19 protein-coding genes are annotated in these 18,996 nt (G+C 41.0%); 13 read left to right on the top strand and 6 right to left on the bottom strand.

What is annotated here, in order from left to right; genetic code table 11:
• Positions 1 to 36: 36 nt before the first annotated feature.
• Together aspA and DDE80_RS06705 are read left to right on the top strand one after the other, a co-directional pair.
• Positions 37 to 1,464, top strand: a complete 1,428-nt coding sequence (aspA, locus tag DDE80_RS06710; protein ID WP_108306903.1) for an aspartate ammonia-lyase — start codon at positions 37 to 39, stop codon at positions 1,462 to 1,464.
• Positions 1,465 to 1,516: 52 nt separating this feature from the next.
• Complete coding sequence (locus DDE80_RS06705) at positions 1,517 to 1,876, top strand: hypothetical protein (RefSeq protein WP_108306902.1); 360 nt, start codon at positions 1,517 to 1,519, stop codon at positions 1,874 to 1,876.
• A gap of 56 nt (positions 1,877 to 1,932) precedes the next feature.
• Here DDE80_RS06705 and DDE80_RS06700 read toward each other — a convergent pair whose 3' ends face one another.
• Both DDE80_RS06700 and DDE80_RS06695 read right to left on the bottom strand, forming a co-directional pair.
• The gene (locus tag DDE80_RS06700; protein ID WP_108306901.1) at positions 1,933 to 2,568 is read right to left on the bottom strand and encodes a DUF4158 domain-containing protein; all 636 of its coding nucleotides are present in this window, start codon (positions 2,566 to 2,568) and stop codon (positions 1,933 to 1,935) included.
• Positions 2,569 to 2,591: 23 nt separating this feature from the next.
• Positions 2,592 to 3,140, bottom strand: coding sequence for a recombinase family protein (locus DDE80_RS06695; RefSeq protein ID WP_108306900.1), 549 nt, complete (start codon positions 3,138 to 3,140; stop codon positions 2,592 to 2,594).
• A gap of 329 nt (positions 3,141 to 3,469) precedes the next feature.
• Between DDE80_RS06695 and DDE80_RS06690 the strand changes: the two genes are divergently transcribed.
• Genes DDE80_RS06690 through DDE80_RS06665 form a run of 6 tightly spaced genes read left to right on the top strand, consistent with a single transcriptional unit; the run spans position 3,470 to position 7,934 of the window.
• Entirely contained in the window at positions 3,470 to 3,820 is a 351-nt protein-coding gene (locus DDE80_RS06690; RefSeq protein WP_108306899.1) for a PadR family transcriptional regulator, read from the top strand.
• Positions 3,807 to 4,577 (top strand): permease prefix domain 1-containing protein, encoded by a 771-nt coding sequence (locus tag DDE80_RS06685; protein ID WP_108306898.1) that lies wholly within the window; start codon positions 3,807 to 3,809, stop codon positions 4,575 to 4,577. Before DDE80_RS06690 ends, DDE80_RS06685 begins: the two co-directional genes overlap by 14 nt.
• Before the next feature lie 13 nt (positions 4,578 to 4,590).
• On the top strand, positions 4,591 to 4,959 hold the full coding sequence (locus DDE80_RS06680) for a GntR family transcriptional regulator (protein WP_108306897.1): 369 nt from the start codon (positions 4,591 to 4,593) through the stop codon (positions 4,957 to 4,959).
• Between the two features lie 15 nt (positions 4,960 to 4,974).
• Positions 4,975 to 5,757, top strand: coding sequence for an ABC transporter permease (locus DDE80_RS06675; protein ID WP_108306896.1), 783 nt, complete (start codon positions 4,975 to 4,977; stop codon positions 5,755 to 5,757).
• Position 5,758: 1 nt separating this feature from the next.
• Positions 5,759 to 7,270, top strand: a complete 1,512-nt coding sequence (locus DDE80_RS06670; protein ID WP_108306895.1) for a hypothetical protein — start codon at positions 5,759 to 5,761, stop codon at positions 7,268 to 7,270.
• 19 nt (positions 7,271 to 7,289) lie between these two features.
• Positions 7,290 to 7,934 carry an ABC transporter ATP-binding protein gene (locus DDE80_RS06665; RefSeq protein WP_108306894.1) on the top strand — a complete coding sequence of 215 codons (645 nt, stop codon included), beginning with the start codon at positions 7,290 to 7,292 and terminating at the stop codon, positions 7,932 to 7,934.
• A 65-nt stretch (positions 7,935 to 7,999) separates the two neighbouring features.
• On the opposite strand, the gene DDE80_RS06660 is transcribed toward DDE80_RS06665, so the two are convergent.
• The 3 genes from DDE80_RS06660 to DDE80_RS06650 all read right to left on the bottom strand — a co-directional run bounded on the left by DDE80_RS06660 (position 8,000) and on the right by DDE80_RS06650 (position 9,985).
• Positions 8,000 to 8,386 carry a hypothetical protein gene (locus DDE80_RS06660; protein ID WP_235612293.1) on the bottom strand — a complete coding sequence of 129 codons (387 nt, stop codon included), beginning with the start codon at positions 8,384 to 8,386 and terminating at the stop codon, positions 8,000 to 8,002.
• Between the two features lie 105 nt (positions 8,387 to 8,491).
• Complete coding sequence (locus DDE80_RS06655; protein WP_108306893.1) at positions 8,492 to 8,881, bottom strand: TraB/TrbI/VirB10 family type IV secretion system protein; 390 nt, start codon at positions 8,879 to 8,881, stop codon at positions 8,492 to 8,494.
• A 645-nt stretch (positions 8,882 to 9,526) separates the two neighbouring features.
• On the bottom strand, positions 9,527 to 9,985 hold the full coding sequence (locus DDE80_RS06650; protein ID WP_108306892.1) for a chemotaxis protein CheX: 459 nt from the start codon (positions 9,983 to 9,985) through the stop codon (positions 9,527 to 9,529).
• 295 nt (positions 9,986 to 10,280) lie between these two features.
• Here DDE80_RS06650 and DDE80_RS06645 point away from each other — a divergent pair, with 295 nt between their 5' ends.
• From DDE80_RS06645 to DDE80_RS06630, 4 genes are all read left to right on the top strand, one after another.
• A complete protein-coding gene (locus DDE80_RS06645) occupies positions 10,281 to 10,802 on the top strand; it encodes a VanZ family protein (RefSeq protein ID WP_161952286.1) in 522 nt (173 codons plus the stop codon).
• 125 nt (positions 10,803 to 10,927) lie between these two features.
• Positions 10,928 to 14,551 (top strand): dynamin family protein, encoded by a 3,624-nt coding sequence (locus tag DDE80_RS06640; RefSeq protein WP_235612292.1) that lies wholly within the window; start codon positions 10,928 to 10,930, stop codon positions 14,549 to 14,551.
• Positions 14,552 to 14,662: 111 nt separating this feature from the next.
• Entirely contained in the window at positions 14,663 to 16,204 is a 1,542-nt protein-coding gene (locus DDE80_RS06635) for a hypothetical protein (RefSeq protein ID WP_108306890.1), read from the top strand.
• Positions 16,205 to 16,265: 61 nt separating this feature from the next.
• Entirely contained in the window at positions 16,266 to 16,466 is a 201-nt protein-coding gene (locus DDE80_RS06630; protein WP_108306889.1) for a hypothetical protein, read from the top strand.
• Positions 16,467 to 16,542: 76 nt separating this feature from the next.
• Here DDE80_RS06630 and DDE80_RS06625 read toward each other — a convergent pair whose 3' ends face one another.
• Positions 16,543 to 17,589 (bottom strand): Cj0069 family protein, encoded by a 1,047-nt coding sequence (locus DDE80_RS06625; RefSeq protein WP_108306888.1) that lies wholly within the window; start codon positions 17,587 to 17,589, stop codon positions 16,543 to 16,545.
• A gap of 186 nt (positions 17,590 to 17,775) precedes the next feature.
• Here DDE80_RS06625 and DDE80_RS06620 point away from each other — a divergent pair, with 186 nt between their 5' ends.
• The gene (locus DDE80_RS06620; RefSeq protein ID WP_108306887.1) at positions 17,776 to 18,996 is read left to right on the top strand and encodes a DNA polymerase IV; all 1,221 of its coding nucleotides are present in this window, start codon (positions 17,776 to 17,778) and stop codon (positions 18,994 to 18,996) included.

Genomic DNA, 18,996 nt, shown 5'->3' with positions numbered 1-18,996 from the left:
TGAAGTGCAATCACTTATTCAGAGGAGATAATATAAATGTTACCAACTATTCGTATCGAACGCGATTTCTTAGGCGAGCGTGAACTACCAATTGATGCTTATTACGGAATTCAAACGTTACGTGCAACAGAAAACTTCCCAATTACGGGCTATCACATTCACACTTCACTAATTCGTGCAATGGGTGTCGTGAAAAAGGCAGCGGCTATCGCTAACCGCGACGTCGGTTTACTACAGCCGCATATCGCTGAAGTTATTATTCAAGCGGCAACTGAAGTAGAACAAGGCGTATGGGACGACGCATTTATCGTTGACCCTATCCAAGGTGGCGCTGGCACGTCAATTAACATGAATGCCAACGAAGTTATCGCCAACCGCGCACTTGAGTTATTAGGAGAAGAAAAAGGCGCGTACACGATCATTAGCCCGAACTCGCACGTCAATATGTCACAATCGACAAACGATGCTTTCCCGACGGCGATTCATATCGCAATTCTACGTCAAATTGATGAGCTACTCGTAGCGATGGAGTTAATGGAAGGTACGATGCACGCTAAAGCGGAACAATTTGCAAGCGTTATCAAAATGGGACGCACGCACTTACAAGACGCTGTGCCAATCCGTTTAGGGCAAGAGTTTGAAGCATTTGCGCGCGTCATTCGCCGCGATATTTTACGCATTAGCCGTACGAAAGCGAACCTTTACGAAGTAAATATGGGCGCGACAGCTGTCGGCACAGGGCTAAACGCCTTCCCGTCTTACATTAAAAAAGTAAGCGAACAACTAAAAGCATTTACAGGCATGCCACTGGTCAGCGCAAGCCATTTAGTTGATGCGACGCAAAATACCGATGCCTACACAGAGGTTTCGGCTTCGTTAAAAATTTCGATGACGAATATGTCAAAAATTGCGAACGACTTACGCTTAATGGCATCAGGCCCACGCGCAGGTCTTGCCGAAATTAGCTTACCTGCACGCCAACCAGGTTCTTCGATTATGCCAGGTAAAGTGAACCCGGTTATGCCAGAAGTTGTCAACCAAGTGGCATTCCAAGTAATGGGTAACGACCAAACGATTACGCTTGCTTCAGAAGCAGGGCAGTTTGAGCTAAATGTAATGGAGCCGGTTATGGTGTTTAACTTACTGCAATCGTTAACGATTATGCGCAACGTCTTCACAACGTTTACAGAAAACTGCTTAAAAGGCATTACTGCGAACGAAGACCGCATGAAAGAATACGTGGAAAAGAGCGTTGGTATCATTACAGCGGTTAACCCGCACGTGGGGTACGAAGCGGCTGCAACGCTTGCGAAAGAAGCGATTGCGACAGGCACTTCTGTGCGTGAGCTATGCATCGCACGCGGCATTTTAACAAAAGAAGAGCTTGACGTTATCCTCGATCCATACGAAATGACACACCCAGGCATCGCGGGTGCAGAGCTAATGAAAAATACGACGAAATAAACAAAATACGTAGCCCTCACGTGGGGGCTACGTATTTTTTAGGAGAAAGTGCATGCGTGCGCACTTGATGTTGCGCGATGCAGCTAGTTTATTGGAATGTGCGCACTTGATGTTGCGCGATGCAGCTAGTTTATTGGAATATGCGCACTTGATGTTGCGCGATGCAGCTAGTTTATTGGAATGTGCGCACTTGATGTTGCGCGATGCAGCTAGTTTATTGGAATGTGCGCACTTGATGTTATGCAATGCGGCTATTTGGTTGAAATGTGCGCACAGGGCTACATCCTCGCTCTTTTCAGCCACACCATCAAAAGCAAAGAGCGCTTTTGTGGTAGGGGTCCCGGCAGAAAAACGCGGAAAATATACGCTAAGCAAATTTCGACATGAAAAAAGCCGATTTTCTTTACGCTAAGAGGAATCGGCTTTAAAAGCTTATCGAGAAGCCCCCACTTCAATTAGACCGCAAGGTCAATAAGTGGTGGGTAGTTCACTAGACGGAGTAATTAGTTCATTTAGTTTTAGTTTTTGCCATTCCGATAAAAAGCTAGTTAAATTATTAAATACTTTTTCTTCAGCACGTTTTCTTGTTTCCCATACAAGCCTTTCCATCGTTGTAATACTGGGGAGAATAATTTTTTGTTTGCACAATTCATCTTTAAGAGTTGTAAGAAGATACATGATATTTCCATTTTTTAAGGCAGTTTGTAAAAGTAATTTTGCTGCTTTACGATATTCGGATAAAGAAAAACTTTTGTAACCATATACCTGTTTGATTTCTTCTAAATGTTCATATTTTGTTGGTATTCGTTGTGCATACAAATCAAAAGCATTTGGATCAACATTAATTTGTCTGGCTATGTATTGTAAAACAGTCCTTGGAATCGGTTCAACATCCGTTAAGGACCAACCCGGATAACGGAGTACACATAATTGAACAGCAAATCCTAAACGATTATGATCTCTTCTATGACGTTTAATAATCTCATGGTCGAATTGAGAAAGGGTATAAAATGCACCTAATTCATGTTCACTAATATCTACAGGGATTTTAACAAACTCTTCCCGTTGATCAGCTGTAAGTAACTCTCGACCCCTTAAAGACATACGAAATCCCTTCCTTATATTTTTTATGCTTTTACATATCGATACAGCGTGGCTCTTGAAACTGAAAGCATTTCACAGATATCTGGTATTGAATAGTTTGGATTTCCCATTAATGATTTTGCTAACAATACTTTTTTATTGTCCATAGCTCTTGGTCTGCCTCCGAGCCGTCCTCGTGAACGTGCTGCAGATAATCCAGCTTGCGTTCTTTCCCGTATAATTTCACGTTCAAATTCGGCAAGTGCACCAAAAACATGAAAAATAAGCTTTCCCCCACTTGTAGAAGTATCAATATTCTCTTGTAAACTCTTAAAGCTGATGTTTTTTTCATTTAAGGAATTAACTACTTCTATCAAATGTTTTAATGAACGCCCCAGCCTGTCTAGTCTCCAAACAACCAGCGTGTCTCCCTCTCTTAAAAAACCAAGAGCATCATCTAATCCCGTTCTTGAAGATTTTGCTCCACTCGCAATGTCAGTGAAAATTCGTTCACATCCGATTTGTAGTAAAACATCCTTTTGTAGATCAAGATTCTGATCCTGAGTAGAAACTCGTGCATATCCTACTAACATTCCATCACCTCAAACAATAAATTCTCTATTATTTTCTCATAAGTCAATAAAAATAGAAATATTGAGATTTTGATTTTAAGATAAGTTATGAGACTCATTTTACTAGATTTCCAGAGCGTAAATTTTTATATATAAATAATCTCAAAAACATTCGTTTTTGAGACTGTATTTTGATTAGTATTGATAAACAATACGAACCTTCTTTTTATGTCTTGATTAAAAATAATATTTACAATTTCTTTAAATAAAAATACATTGCATTATTAGGTAATATATTTTAAGGTGATTATAAGTTGTTTATGTGTTTGACGCTCGGAGGGGAAACATAATTGGAAATTGATAAAGAATTACTAAAGGGGCATATTGACACTCTTATACTATCTCTCCTAAGTAAACAAGATATGTATGGATATGAAATTGCCAAAATAGTTAGAGAGAAAAGCAATGGATCATTCGAATTGAAGGAAGGGACCCTATATCTTTCTTTAAAGAGATTGGAAAAAAAATCATGGATTTCTTCTTATTGGAGTGATGAGCAAGGGGCAGGAGGCCGAAGGAAATATTACTTAATGACGGACGAGGGCCGCAATGGTTTTGAACTAAAAATCAAGGAATGGGAATTTGTAAAAAAACTGATAGAATCGTTTTTGGCTCAGGAGGATAAAAATGAGAATTGTTGATGAATATGTTGATAAATTATATAAACATGCCAATCCAAAACATCCGGAGACAAAAGAATTAAAGGAAGAGACCCGAACTCATCTGAATGAATCAATTAAAGAACTGATGATGGAAGGATATACTGAAAAAAATGCCTTTAAAATGGCCGTAGAACGATTTGGAGGGTTTGAGCAAGCAGAAAAAATAATTTCGTTAATGGAAATCCGACAGAAAAACTTTGCAAATGTATTACTAAAAATCGGGGTTTCCAGTTTAATTATAGTTAGTTTTGCTTTTGTGTTTTTATTGTACTTAGGGAATGTACAAGATACACATTTTGCAGATATAGGATATAAAGTCGGTGATTCTTTTGAAAAAATGAATTCAAATGAAATAGACTTTTTGTTTAATGAAGAGCCCCTTATTTTAAAGGCTTCTTTATATGATTCGGGTCCAACATTTAATCCTGAAAATCCTGATTATACTTACAAGGGGAAAAAACTTTGGTTACCCGACCTATTGAAAAGGGATATATATTACGGCACAGACGATTTTTCTGTTTCATTGGAAGTTCTAGATGTCCGTAAGATCGGTCTTTTGCTATTTATCATTGGGTTCACTATTTATTATGTTTTATTTACTATTTGGGGTTCAATTCAACTATATTATCGAAATCGATTAAAAGCGTTTTGGGTCATAGCTTTAATGTTGTTTAACGTGTTTGGTTATATGTTTTTTCTCCTTAGAATAAGGTGGCAGCTTCGGAAAAATGATTAGGTAGGTGGGGAATATGAACATTGTTTTTAACAAAAAGTCCCCTTTGTATATACAAATTTTCGAATATTTAAAATACCAAATAATAAATGGCAATCTTGCCTCTGGAGAAAAACTACCTTCTCGTAGGGAACTTGCTGAAATGTTGGGGGTAAATCTTAATACTGTTCAAAAAGCCTTCAAGGAATTAGAAAGGGAAAATTTAATTATTACTGAAATGGGAAAATCAAGTTATATACAAAGGGATATTTCATTAATTAGTAAAGTTCGTGGAAATTTTATTAATGAGTTAGTGAATAGTTTTATCTTGGAAATGGAAGTTTTAAATATTCATTATGAAGAAATAGTCACTATTCTTAAAAAAGTTATGAATCAGAAGAATTGAAAGAGGTGGATTAGATTGTTAGGCAATCAGTTACTAGTTGAAATGAAGAGAGCATTCACAATAAGGAATTTATTGATTTGGATGGGGATTATTATTCTCTTACCAGCTATAAGATTCTATACGATAAAAGAAGGATACCAGTTTTTTGAGCCTATCGAAGTTTTCCAAGAGATGGTATCCACCATTATTCCATTGCTTTTCCCTGCTATTATTATCATTATCTATTTACCTCTTTTTTTACAAGAATTAAGAAATAATTTTGTTTTGTACACTCGACCAAGAATCCCATTAAATACTTATTTATTAAGCAAAATTATAGTAAATGCATTTTTAACAGGAGGTATTGTTTTTCTATTAATATTTCTTCCATTTATTTTTGTGGTATATTTAGAACCACATCTAGGAATTATATTTTACTCTCCAAAAGATGCAAATTCTGTTATACCAATGTTTACTTTTTCTCAACTTTTAGAGTACGGTAATTTGGCATATGGATTGACTTTTTCATTGTGGGTTTCTATAAATGCGGTAATTTACTCTTCTATCGCCTTACTCTTAATGTTGGTTTTAACCAATCCTTTTGTAGCTTTGTCGGTTCCTTTTCTTTTTTACCATATTTTCAATTTTGTAACGGGCATACTCAATGCGCCGATGTTTTCGCCACTAAGCACAATTTTTCCATTTAATATTGTACAGCAGCCTTTGTGGACTATACTAGTGCCATTTTTATTCTTATTAATCATTTTCATAGGTCTCTTTGTATTCACTATGCGCAAGCAAAAAGAATGGTTGATGTAACATGAGACAAAGAAATATTCGTTTGAAAGAATACATTCAAGATGTGCTTAGTATTAAATGGATATTGGTAGGAGTAGTTTTTTACTTTTATGGTGTTTTGTTGAAAAACGAAGTTGTCAGAGATGCCTATGAAATGAGTATATCCTTCAATAATTGGGATATTACTTTACGAATGTTAAATGATATGTATCTGATTGTATTTTTTATTATTCCGGTTGTATTGTTTTTTTCAACAAAGACTATTTTAGTGGATTTTGATTACCAAATTCTGATTCGTTTAGGTTCATTTAAAAATTGGGTATATAATTCCCTTAAGCAATTTTGGAAAAAGGGAACTCCTTTATTGTTCGTATGGATTTTTATGTCCTTGTTTATGACAATCGGTTTTCCTTATTCATGGAATTGGAGTCAAGTTAGTGGAATAAAGCATTCAGCTACTCCTCTTTATGAGCTAATAAATTTTTTTACTCCACTATCGGCTTTCTTATCTCAATGTGTTTTATTAATTTTAACCATTTCGTTATTACACATAATGTTAGCAATTGTATATGTACTAACTAAAAGTAAACACTTTTTACTGTCGATCAGTGGACTTGTTTTTTTGGGAGGAGTTTTAGGATTTAAGTTATTACCAAAGAAAATTGCTTTTTTATCTCCGCCTACTTTTTTTTCACTAACAGCAGGAGTTAATACTTTCGGTTCCCCAATTGTAATCTATCTCGTAATTTTAGGGATCGGTACATTAAGTATATTATTTTTACAGATTTTGGATTTAGATAAAAAAACATATATTAATTCAATAAAGTCTTATATTCCTATTGGGTGTTATATTTTCCTATGTACAATTGGTATCATCTACTCAGCTAACTCATTAAAAGAATCTTCTGGTACAACTATTTTGGATGTATGGGTAGCGTCTTTTGTTGGTGTTAATGCTGAAAGTTTTTCGTATATACCTTTTTTCTATTATGCCATTGTGTTTTTTGGGTTTACTTATTTAGTCCAACTATTTTTAAGTACTGAAGTTGAAATGCTAGGTTACTATAAAATCATTCGATACAGAAATCTAAATAAATGGTTTTGGAATTGGATGAAAAAGCTATTGACAGTAGCAGCCTTATTTTTCTTTATACTAATGGGTCTTTCTCTGATTATAGCCGTTTTATTTGGAATGAAGCCAGACTTTCATGTAACAATCTTTTCGAATCAATTATACGAAGTACTCTACCACTTTTTCGTTAATGGCTTCTTACAGATTATGTTTTATATAATTGCTGTATTTATTGTTTCTTGGGTGAGCAAAGAGTCTATATATGGGGTACTTTTAATTAGTGTATTTATGGTGCTGCTGCTGCCGGGCATAAACGAAACAGGTTTCATTCCAGTAGGGTTAAATAGCATAGTCTACTTAATGGATTACTCACCGTACTCTTTGACATTGATTTTGATACTGGCGAACGGTATTGCTTTAGGAATCGTTAATTATCTATTCAAACAAAGTCTAAAAATATAATTCATGGGGTGATTAAAGGATGTCTATTATTACACTAAAAAACGTGAGTAAAACTTACAAAGGATTAACACTCTTTTCAAATGTTGATTTAAACATTGATAAAGGAAAAATATATGGAATTGTCGGGCCGAATGGTTCCGGCAAATCCGTTTTATTCAAGATGATATGTGGTTTTGTTTTCCCTGATGAAGGCAATATTTTTGTTGAAGGAACTGAAATCGGGAAAAGAAAAAGGTTTCCAGACAATTTTGGAATTATCATTGATCGACCAGGATATATTCCGAATAAAACCGGTTTTCAAAATTTAAAGGAATTGGCTTTAATCAAAGGGAAAATTAGTGACGAGCGAATTTCCGAAGCTATGGAGATCGTTGGATTACAACCAAATGCTAAGCAAAAAGTTAAGAACTATTCTCTTGGGATGAAGCAGAAACTAGCTATTGCCCAAGCATTTATGGAGGATCAACAAGTACTTATACTGGATGAACCGTTTAATGCTTTAGATGCAGGGAGCGTTGATCGGATTCGAAGGTTATTACTATCATTTAAGGACGAGGGGCGTACGATTTTAATTACTAGTCATAATCAGGAGGATATTCGAGTTCTTTGTGACAATGTATATCGCATTAACGATACTCAATTGGAAGTAGTAACTAACTTCTAAAAGTGAGCAACCAAAAAATCTGATGTTTTCCTTAGAACATCAGATTTTTTAGTTATATATATTCTTTAGTTACTTCTCCAACTTCCTGCTACTCGAACATTAACTGGTGTTGTAAGATCATTACTAATATGGAGTCGTACACTTGATCCACTTGGAGCAGTGCTTGGGAGTTTTCGATTATCATTATCGGTAACACTTCTTACCCATGTTCCAGTACTACCTGAACTGTTCTCCATTCTTACATCAACAGTGTAAGCACCGCCAACAGAGGATGACCTCAAGTCACCAGATGTTCCTGAATAGGTTTTAACTTGGTAACCTGTATAGTGACTTCCGTTAAACTCAGGAACGACGAAATCATAACTGGAATAAGTAGTACCAGCTTGTACTGTTCCACCAAATGCCATTAAACCGACGGCTAGACCAAGAGCAGCGAACCTTTTCTTCTTCAATTTTAATTCACACCCTTTTTGAAAAATGTAATTACAACATTTTTGTTAAAAGGCCAAAAGCGAAAAAATTATTAAATTCACTGACACTAGCGATTTAAAAATCTATTAATTACTTCTCCAAGATCCTGATACTTGAACATTAACTGGGGTTGTAACATCATTACTAAATTGAACTCGTGCACTTGTTCCACTCGGAACAGAGTTTGGTAGATTCCGGAAATCATTGTCAGTGACACTTCTTACCCATGAACCAGTACCAGAGCTTGCTTGCATTCTCGCATCAACAGTATAAGAGCCACCAACAGTACCTGAACTTAAATTACCATACGCACCAGAGTTTGCTTTCGTTTGATATCCTGTGTAACCACTTCCATTAAATGCACCAACAGTCGTGTTATATCCAGAATAAGATGTACCTGCTTGTACTGCTCCACCAAAAGCTAACAAACCGACAGTCAGACCTAAAACTGCTAACCTGTTCTTCTTCTTCTTCATCAAGAGTCACCATCCTTTTAAAATTTTGATGCTCTGTACCACTTGTACTATTGTACTGTGAGCATTACATCTCTAGTTTAGTAAAAATTAGAAGTAACCTCAATGGAGTTTACAATATTTTAATAATATTCTAACAGAATGAGAGAAACCTACTATAATTAATTGGAGGAAAGTAGTAAAATATTGGTATAAATGTAATGGATTATTACAACAATGTTACTGTTCTGTTATTTTTAATAAATACATAGCTTTTAAAAAACTCAACAAGTTCTTTAGAGTAAAGAAAATCGGCTTTTTTCATGTCGAAATTTGCTTAGCGTATATTTTCCGCGTTTTTCTGCCGGGACCCCGGTATGTCTTCCAAAGCCACTCGGAGGTGAACAGCTTGTTTTACATTTCGTGTTGTCCAGTAAAAACGCCCAGCCCCCACGCACTTTTCGCCCACGTCGAATGAAAGCAAAGAGCGCTTTCCTCGCCATGTGCTCCAAAGTTCTCGGGTCTAGTCGGTCGTTTTTACATTTCTTTAATCCAGTTACGGCTCACAACGCCTTGCCTTTTCGATTATGCCAACAGAAAGCAAAGAGCGCTTTCGTTGTCATAACCTCCAAAGGATACGGCGTTGAGCGTTCGCCTTCACTTTTTTTATTAGTCATCGTCATCGATTGTCAATAGGATAGTAATATCGCCAGCGCCTTCAATGGTAGCTGGTAATTGGAAGGCTTTCTGGAAGCCGTAAAGTTTTGTTTTACCAACCATTACAGTAGGTGGGGTAATGTCTAAAGCTAAATTGTGTTGCCCTACAAACGTACATAAATTACCTGTGATCATGTTGCCAAATTCGCCTGCGAACGACTCTAACATTTCGCCGCCGATTTCCATGCCAAACATAGTAGCAGCAATCGCGCTAAATGTGTCGGGCAGACCGTCAATAATAACGCGTCCTTTTAGGTCTCCTACGAGTCCGATTAGTACACCCATTTCCTCTTGTTGGAACGGCTCAGATGTTACCGAGGGAGGTTTCACACTGATTTCCACAGGTAAAATGGTCTTTAGGGATTGGATAGTCCCGTTTAAAATAGTTTGAATATGCATCGAAGTGCTCACTGTAACACATCCTTTTTAGACTTTATTACATATTACCATGACTCTCGGATAAAATGAAATGCAATATTGACGAAATGGTCTGTCATTTGGTATATTGTAATTGATAATGATTTTCAAATTCATGAAAAGGAGTGATTCACATGCTATCTCTATTTATAGGCGCTACGATTGTGGCTTGTGCTGGCGTAGGTAAATACGTGCTGGATCATACGACGGCTCATATTCGATAATAGTTAATGTCGCCCATTTTATTGGGCGGCTTTTTTTTGTTATGATGTGTGCAGGAGGTGGGGTAATGTTTCGCATAGCAACCCTTACATTTTATGCATCATTCATTTATTACGGCTGGTTGCTATTTACGGTAGTATTTATTCGCTATCCGATTACTCCTGAGCACCTTTATGAGTTAACACTAGCGACGCGCGATGTTAACTATGTACCTTTTCAAACGATTACAAATTATTTGCAAGGGGCGTACCAAGTGACGCTGTGGGACGCTTGGCTCAATGTGTTTGGGAATATCGTACTATTTATACCCCTCGGTGTGTATGTACATATTTTAGTTAAACGTAAACGCATTACGGCACTGCTCGTAGTAGCGACGACCTGTTTTATCGAAAGCATGCAATATGTGCTGAACATCGGCGCGACGGATATTGACGATATTATTTTAAATTTTACAGGCGGCATGCTTGGCATGTATGCGGTGGCCATTAGCTTTCGGCTCATCGGCATGCGCCGCACCTTTTATCTCGCCACGCTTCTGAGCATTGCGGGGCATATTTTATTTTATATCAATTCGTTTCCGCTCATGTAAGCACGCATCATCTAAAAAAAGGCGCAGGGAATTTCCCTCGCCTTATTTTTTGTGTCGAAAATGTGCCAAAACGTGATAGAATACAAGCTATAACTATAGTTCAACTGAAAAGGGGTTTTTTCGAAGTGGTAAAGGATTTTGATGAGCAGATTGCGCAGCTGTTAAAGCAAGCAGCGCTGCAATACCGAATTTACGAACAAAACGACGATACAGAACGCATGAATAAAACGTCTTTATTTGCGCGCAAGCTTCAGCAAAAAGAATTTGTGATTGCTTTTGCGGGGCATTTTAGCGCCGGGAAATCGAGCATGATTAACGCCTTATCTGGCGAAGATTTATTAGCATCTAGCCCCATCCCAACGAGCGCGAACATCGTCAAAGTACATAAATCAGACGAAGACTTTGCGATTGTGTATATGCATCATGATAAGCCTGTCAAATTTGGCGCGGGCTATGACTATAAAACTGTAAAAGAATTAGGAAAAGATGGCGATTTAGTTTCGCAAATTGAAATTGGGCACGCGGCTTCTACGCTACCTGAAGGCGTTACGGTAATGGACACGCCAGGCGTTGACTCAACGGACGATGCGCACCGCATGTCGACAGACTCCGCTTTGCATATTGCTGACATGGTGTTTTACACGATGGACTACAACCACGTGCAATCTGAGCTAAACTTCCAATTTACAAAGCAATTGATGAAGTACAACCCTAACGTATACTTAATCGTCAATATGATCGACAAGCACCGCGAGTCGGAGCTGAGCTTTGAGGCGTTTAAAGAAACGGTATACAACTCATTCGGGGCATGGGGTGTTGAACCTAAAGGCGTATTTTTCACATCGTTACGCGAGCTCGACCATCCGCATAATGATTACGAAAAAGTGAAAAACATCGTAATGGCCAGCATGAACAACTGGCAAGACCAGCTACTGCAAACGGCACAAGGGACATTAACGCTATTGCAACATGAGCACGACGCGTATTTACAAAACGAAAAAGCCGAAGCGTTTGAAGAATTTGCGGACGTTTTATCACAAGACGACTGGCAAGAGCGTGAAGATACGCTAGAGCAGTACGCAAAACTTGAGCAACAATTGACGCTATTTTCAACCGATGCGTTTAGCGAAACGTTAGATGAGCGCCGTAAAGACTTATTAGATAACGCTTCCTTTATGCCATCAGACTTGCGCGATAAGCTGCGCCTTTATTTAGAAAGTACGCAAGATGACTTTAAAGTAGGCGGCTTATTTACCGCGAAAAAGAAAACAGCAGAGGCGCGCGAAACGCGTAAAAATGAGCTGTATGCCATTTACCAGCAAAATGTAAGCTCACAAGTGACGGGCTTAATGAAGCAAGTGCTGAAACAAGTGCTGCGTGATACAGGTGCGCTAACAGAAGAAGAGACGCGCAATATCGATGCGATGGCGTTCGACATTCCGTTTAGCACGATTGAAGACCAAGTGCAAAAAGGTGCGCTCGTAACGGGTGAAGCGGTGCTTAACTTCTCAAATCGCGTCGCTGAAGCAACGAAGCGTTATTTCATCCGCGAAACGGATAAATGGCGTGATGCGCAACTGCCGCGTTTAGCGCAAGTGGCGGAACAAAACGCTGCACCTGTTAAACTGCGCATGCAAAATATGCAGGCGCGTGTCGATGCCATCCGTGCGATTTTAGCGATTGAAGCAAACGCCGCGTACAGCCAAAAAGAGTACCATTACACATCAAATGACATGCGTAAAAAAATGGCGGAGCAACAACAGCGCTGGGAAGAAAGCTATGCGCGTGATTTAAGCGAAATTCGCCCGTTTGAGCCGTCGATGCTACAAACGAAAGAAGCCGACGTTATCGAAGAACAAGGCGCAGCGCAACAAGTGCTCGATATGTTGCCAGCGGATAAAGTTATTTTACAAGCGACCGAAACAGCCGATGCCATCGAGCACATTGACGGCTTTGAAGAAACCGCCAATTACTTGCGCACAAAAGTCGAGCGCTTAAAGAAAAAAGACTTTACGATCGCGTTATTCGGTGCGTTTAGTGCAGGGAAATCATCGTTCTCTAACGCTTTAATGGGCGCGCGCGTACTGCCAGTATCACCAAACCCAACGACGGCAGCCATTAATAAAATTCGTCCGGTAACGCCTGAGCACCCGCACGAAACAGCCGACGTTGCGTTAAAAAATAGCGAACAAATGCTAGAGGACATTCAGGCGTCGTATGCGGCGATTGGCTTAACGGTCAACTCGCTTGAAGAAGCGTTTACGCGTGCGGATGAAGGCATTAAAGTGCCGCTTGAAGATGAGCGTTTAAACTTACACAAATCATTTATTCGTGCCTACCAAATTGGTTACCCGCTCTATAAAAATGAGCTAGGTAATGTACTGCGTGTAGAGCGCGAGGAGTTCGAAGCTTTTGTTGCGGAAGAAAGCCGCTCATGCTTCGTTGACCATATCGACTTTTACTATGATAGCCCGATTACGCGCATGGGTGTGACGCTCGTTGACACACCAGGGGCTGACTCTATTAACGCGCGTCATACTGGCGTAGCGTTTGAGTATATTCGTAATGCGGATGCCATTTTATTTATTACGTACTTTAACCATGCGTTTGCGCGTGCAGACCGCGAGTTTTTAATTCAATTAGGGCGTGTCAAAGATGCGTTTGAGCTCGATAAAATGTTCTTTATCGTTAACGCCATTGACCTTGCGTCAACAACGGACGAACAAGAAGACGTAAAAACGTATGTGCGTACTGAACTGCAACGCTTTGGTATTCGCCACCCGCGCTTGCACGGCGTTTCAAGCTTAATGGCATTAAAAGAGAAGGTCGAAAATACCGATCTTGCATCAGGTATGCCAGCGTTTGAAGAAGCATTCCAAACCTTCTTACATGAAGAGCTAAGCGCACTTGCGGTGAAGGCACTGGCCGAAGAAGTCGAGAAGACGACGCAGCGTCTCGGCGATATGATCAAACAAACGGAAGACAACTTATCGCGTAAAGATGCGCGTCTTGAAGAGCTTGCGACGCTAGAGACGCATATTGACAAAACGTATGCGACAGCACCGACAGCCATTTTAGAAAGTGATACGAAGCAAGAGTTAGACGAATTGCTGTACTACGTGTTACAGCGCGTGTACTACCGCTACCCTGACTTCTTTAAAGAGGGCTATAACCCGTCAACCTTTGCGAATCTCGGCACGCAACAAGCGCTCGAAACAGCGTTAAAAGACGTGTTGCAGAGCTTGCGTTTTGACCTTGAACAAGAACTGCGCGTGACAAACTTCCGCTTAGGGCAGTTTATCGAAAAACAACTGCAAAAAGCAGCGAAAGACTATGCGCAAAACTTAAAGCAATTAAACCCGACATTTGCCTTTTTAGGCTTTGAAGCCGACGATGCAGAGATGCTTGAGTTTGAAGGACCTTTCCCTTCACATGAGCCGTTTGTTGGCGTGAAATCGCACTTCCGCAATGCTAAAGCCTTCTTTGAGAAAAACGAAAAAGTGAAGCTTGAAGCGGCGCTCGAAGAACAAACAAAACCTGTGGCTGAAGCCTTTATGCAAGAGCAACAACAGCGCTTACTGGCGTGGGGCAATGCGTATATTGCCACGCAAGCCGAAAAATTGCGCACGCAAATCGTGACACAAGCCCATGCACAAATTGAGGCAGAGCGCGCGTTACTAAACGAAGGCACGCGCCTCGATACGTGGAAAGCGATCTATGCGAAGCTCGAAAAAACAGTGAATGCCTAACCCAAAACGCCATCTGGATTTCGTCAGATGGCGCTTTTTTTGCGTTAAAATATTCTTTTTGCGCGCTTTGTGCGATACTAGAAGTAGTCAGAATATTTGAGGAGGTTTACGATGACAGAAAACTTAACAGAACTACATGAAACAGTGCTGTATGACTATGCGGCGCTAGCGACGATTTTTAGCGAAGATGCGATGAAGGTGATCCATAAACGTTACGAAGAAGCACGTGCGACGCAGCGCTTAACGAAAAAACAGCTACATACCGATTTCTTTACGAATTTCACCGCTTTGCCTTTTTTACAGCGTCATTATTTTAAAGAGCTGGTGTATGTCGTGTCTACATTGTATGACGCAGAAGCGAGCGTTTGGCATGAGCGCGTACAAAAATTATTTGACCAAGCGCTCAAAAAAGGCTACCGTTCGCCGTATAAATTTTTACTCGCCCAAAACCGCTTTGAAGCGAAGTTTGAGGAGTATATGCAAAAGCTAGAGCCTACGACGGACGCGTTCGCCTTTGATTTATACACGTGCTTATATTTATACGTAGCGAGCACGAAAGGCTATTTTTACGATGCAGTCGATTTAAAACTCGTACAAAAACGTTATAAAGGTAATATTGAAGCGTACTTTTTAGCGCGCAAACAAATTGCTGAAGAAAAAATAGCGGCGGATTTATTCGTGCGCGATATGATCGTGCCCGACTACCCAAAAGCTACCGATGCGACGCTTTATTATTTCGGTAAGCGCATGGGGGAGGAAGGGTTATTATTATTTGACCATTTTGAGCGTTACGACGCCATTCCCGCGAGTACGGTTTGCGAGTGGCTCAAAACGAAAAAGACGCCGATTCAGCTCACGATTTTTGGCAATGCCATTCGCGGTGTGCTCTATAGCGTGCGCCTGTCACTTGCAGATTTAACGTATATCATGCATGCGACCAAAGCATTGCACCGCAAAGTGAAACCGAAACATTTGCAGCGTGCGGTGATGGACTTTGCGTGCTATAGCGCACAGCGTACGAGCTATAGCGCGTGTGAAGCACTGGAGTTTCAAGCGGAGCCTGAAGCGCTAGATACGACGCATTTTGAGGACAAAATTAATGCGCTCGAGCTGCAGCTTGCTAAATCGCGTAGCGTAGGCGCGATGGCGCAACATAAACTGCAAGAGGCAGAGGCGTTAGTCGCTTCACTCGAGAAACAGATAAAAACATTGCGCGTTGAAGCGGCAAAACCGGTCGTTAAAGAAGTGGTAAAAGAAGTCGAAGTGCCTGTCGTAAAAGAGGTGCCTGTTGTAAAAGAAGTTGAGGTCGAGGTTGAAGTCGAGGCTAAAGCGGTAGATACGGCGCGCCTTAACGAACTTAACATTTGCATCGTGGGCGGTCACCCTAACTTCCACCGCCGCATTTTAGATGAATTTCCGCATGTAACAATTTGGCAGTCACGCGATTATAAAAATACGAATACCGCGCAGCTCGATAAGCAGGACGTCATTGCCTTTATTACGAGCTATAATAACCACGGGCAGTTTAAGCGCGTGCGCAGTCATTTAGCGAAAACGAAACAAAAAGATAAGTTACTGATGATCAATCGTCAGCCCGCACCAGAAGCGTTTGCGGAGCTTGTGCTTGAGCATTATGACGGTATTTTAGCGTAAGCGGCAACTTTATGCGCCAAAAGACGTTTCCTCTATATACCAACAAAGGAGGATAATTGGCATGAAAAACTATGTTATCGGTTTACCGCTCCTGTCGACAACGCTTAAAAAAGACGAGCCGCATACGGTAGTATTTGACGATGTATCGCTTGCTAAAGGGTTATACGAATTTGAAGCGGAAGCTCGTATTTCGCTCGACCAAGAAGATATAGTAGGAAGCGAAATTACAATTCCTGTCAAAGTACAACAACAAGTGCAATAACAAAAAAACGAACGATCGTTGAAACTTCAAGACGAAGCTTCCGTATCGTTCGTTTTTGTCGTTTTTAAAGCAGGTTTTACGCTTTTAATTGCTCGCGCTCTTTAATGCAGGCGATAATTTCGTCTGCGACGCGAGGGGCTAAACTTAACTCAGATGTGAAGCCGACGCAAGAGCAGTTCATTTCGCCAAGCACGTAATCGTCACTGCCATCTGGCGCATCGCTTAAAATAAAGTCTGCTGTCCAAATAAGCGGTAGGTCGTAGTTGCCGAGCTTTTCTTTTACGGTATGCAGCTGCGATAAAAAGTCGTTAATTAAACCTTCCCATAAAATTGGTGGGTCGTAGCGGTACTGTGCACCTGAAAATAGCGTGGCGCTAAACGCATCGGCATCCGCTGCAGGTTTTTTGTGCACGACGTTGATCGGCGTATCACGCAGCATAAACAGACGGATTTCGCCTTCTTTAATGCGCGGTAAAAATGGCATATCAACGAGCATGCCGCCGTCTCCAATAATATATTGTTCGCAAAATAGCATAAATTCGCCGAGCTTCCAATACTCTACGTGATTATCGGTAGCTTCTGTACATTTGATTTTAGTAGATAGCGGCACTTCTGTTACGCCAGGTGGTACGTTTTCGGCAAGTTGAACGCGCCAAATGCCTTCGCCTGTCGAGCCGCGATTTTGTTTAAGTACGCGTTCATTTAATAGCAACGCTTTTGGAAATTGGTAGAAAAATTCGCTCATCGTGTAGTAAGCGTATGTATCTGTAGGTACGAGCGAAGTATCCGTTAATTTAACGAGCGCATCTTTAGCACCGTAACCCGTCATCGCATCAGGGTGGGGCATGCCGATGACGCCGTCTTCACAAAGGGCACGCAACATGCTGAAATACTGCGCTTCACCGTGCAAGTTACCAGGGTTAATGCGCGACACGTACGCCACTGCGTTGTCTTTAACGTAGTGATAAATTTCGTCGAGACGTGCCACATCAAAAAATACGACTTCTGCAGGGTAACCTTTATCAATTAAGGCGTTGACCATTGGCATCGTATCTTTACGGTGGCCATCGCTTCCTTTATCGCTACCGCCTTGTACTTCAAAGAAAATTACCTTTTTCTTCATCTAAAAAACCTCCTCTATTATAGTATGTGCGAAACATATAATGCTGTGTGAGTGAATCATGCCTAGCATGTGTCCGTTACATGCTACCTTCACTATACGAAGCGGTTATTAAGCTAAAAGTCGCATTTTGTTAAGTGTGTGTAAAGGTTGTATACTAAGAACAAACGTTTTTTTCGAGGTGAGCGTATGGCAGTGATTTTACATGTGGATATGAATAGTTTTTATGCTTCTGTCGAACAGGCCAAAAATCCCGCTTTGCGTGGTAAGCCACTAGCGATTGCGGGCAACCCGAAAGAGCGCAAAGGCATTATCGTCACCTGTTCGTACGAGGCGCGAGCACACGGTATTTATACGACGATGCCGCTGTTTGAAGCGCGCAAGCTATGCCGCGAACTTATCGTCTTGCCGCCTAATTTTACGATGTACCGCGCGGCGTCTAAGGCGATGTTTACGGTGCTGCGTGACATTACGCCGCAAGTAGAGCCTGTGTCGATTGATGAAGGGTATATGGATATTACAGCCTTAGCACAACATCCGCTTGACGTGGCTAAGCACATTCAGCAGCGCCTCTATAAAGAATTACAGCTGCCGTGTTCGATTGGCATTGCACCGAATAAATTTTTAGCGAAAACCGCTTCCGATATGAAAAAACCGCTCGGCATTACCGTCCTACGTAAGCGACAAGTGCCTGAAGTGTTATGGCCGCTTGCGGTGAGGGAGATGCACGGCATCGGCAAAAGTACCGCCGCTAAACTGCAAACGCTCGGCATTACGACGATCGGGGAGCTTGCGAATGCGCCGCTTGCACAAGTGCGGGGCTTGCTCGGTAAAAACGGCGTGCGCTTACATGAACGCGCGAACGGCATTGACCCTCGCACGGTAGACCCGATGGCCATTTATGATACGAAAAGCGTCGGCAACTCTAAAACATTGCCACGGGATGAAGACGACGTAGCGGTGTTGCACGCGCTACTTCAAACGTTAAGTACGCAAGTGGCGGAGCGGTTGTACGCTAAGCGTTTAGCAGGTACAACGATCGTTGTGCACATCCGTGATCACCAGTGGCGCACGACGACAAAAAGCAAGACGTTACACAATGCGACAGCGGACGCACGCGCGATTACAGAAGCGGCGATTGCTTTATTTGACGCAGGTTGGAGCGGGGAGCCGGTGCGTTTACTCGGCGTGACGATGAACCACGTCATCGATGAGCAACACGTCGTAGAGCAACTTAGCTTGTTTACGTACCACCAATACGAAAAAGAAGAACCGCTACAACAAGTGTTAACGGAGATTGAACAGAAGTTTGGCGAAGGAAGCATCGTGCGTGGCATTCGGTTGCCGCGTGAAGTGGGCGATGTCACGACGAGCTTTTCAAAAGATTTTTTAGAAGATTTAAAGGAGTGA

This window comes from Metalysinibacillus jejuensis (assembly GCF_003057615.1).
GTDB lineage: Bacteria > Bacillota > Bacilli > Bacillales_A > Planococcaceae > Metalysinibacillus > Metalysinibacillus jejuensis.
The sequence above is the reverse complement of the archived record's forward strand: the minus strand, read 5'-3'. Positions and strand labels throughout refer to the sequence as shown.